This is a genomic window from Acinetobacter sichuanensis (assembly GCF_003024515.2).
GTDB lineage: Bacteria > Pseudomonadota > Gammaproteobacteria > Pseudomonadales > Moraxellaceae > Acinetobacter > Acinetobacter sichuanensis.
Genome location: NZ_PYIX02000159.1, coordinates 1 through 1,156 on the forward strand (window position 1 = coordinate 1; position 1,156 = coordinate 1,156).

Genomic DNA, 1,156 nt, shown 5'->3' on the forward strand with positions numbered 1-1,156 from the left:
GGCTTTGAAGGTTAATTCATTGGTTGCTGCGAATGCCTTAAAGGCTAATGCAACCGCTTTGGAGACAGCTGATAGGTTACCAAAAGGCTTATTATCTGCTGTCAATATGGTTGAATCCCCAAATAGTAATACCGCAACAAGCCCCGCTGGTGCTGGTGGTCCCATGCAATTTATGCCTGCTACTGCTGATCGCTTCAAAGTAAACATTAAAAGCGTGGAGTCAAGTTATCGTGGCGCATCTGAATACTTAAGCAGATTACTTGATATGTTTGACGGTAATCTTGAAAATGCTTTGCGTGCTTACAATTGGGGTGAGGGCAACATGCAGAACTTTTTAAAATATGGTTCTGGCATGAAAAAAGTAGAAGGGAAATGGCAAAAAGGTTATTTTGCTGATCGACCAATGCCTCAGGAGACTAGACAATACTCTGGTAAGGTCATGAGTTATATGGCGGGTGCAAGCGGTCAAACTTTTGGCACTGATTACACTGTTGAAAATTATCTTAGTGGTCTTGAAAAAGCCAACGAGGCTTTCCAAAAGTTCAAAAATGACCAAGCTCAATTTTCTCAACAATTCTCTTCTGAAGATGTTATTCGAAACCAAGAGAGAATTGACACTATTGCTAAAGCAAATGAACTTGGTTTACAGCATCTTACTCCTAAAATTGAGGAGCACTACGCAAATAAATCGAGGTTAGCTGAACTTCAATTTGATCAAGAATTAAATTCGTGGAATTGGACTGAAGATGAAAAGTTGAAGAAAGAAGCTGAGATAAATAAAGCGCATATTGCTCTTAGTTCTGAGTTGAATGACATTCAAAAGCAGCTTAAGAAAGAATCTGTTGATGAGCAATTGGCTTATGATCTGCAGCAATTTAGAAAAGCGCAAAAGTGGAAAGAATTTGAAGCAATAAATGACTTTAAAGCTATTCAAGACCAAATCCAGGGCTTAGGCAGCAACACAGATGACATCTTTGCAAAAGCAACGATGACACCGAGTGAATACGAATCATGGTCGCTTAAAAACAATCGTGATAATGCAAAGTTGGATTTACGAAAAAATCTAACTTCTGTTGAACAAAACATCATGCAGAGTGATGTATATGATTCAGAAGATGATCGTTATCAAGATTTGTTGAAGGCTCACAAAGAGTAT

At 38.5% G+C, this 1,156-nt stretch carries 1 protein-coding gene; it reads left to right on the plus strand.

Translation table 11 applies throughout. The annotated features are described in order from the left end of the window. Positions 1-106: 106 nt before the first annotated feature. Positions 107-1,156 (plus strand): lytic transglycosylase domain-containing protein (locus C9E89_RS22690; RefSeq protein ID WP_407641441.1); only part of this gene is annotated, 1,050 nt, incomplete at its 3' end.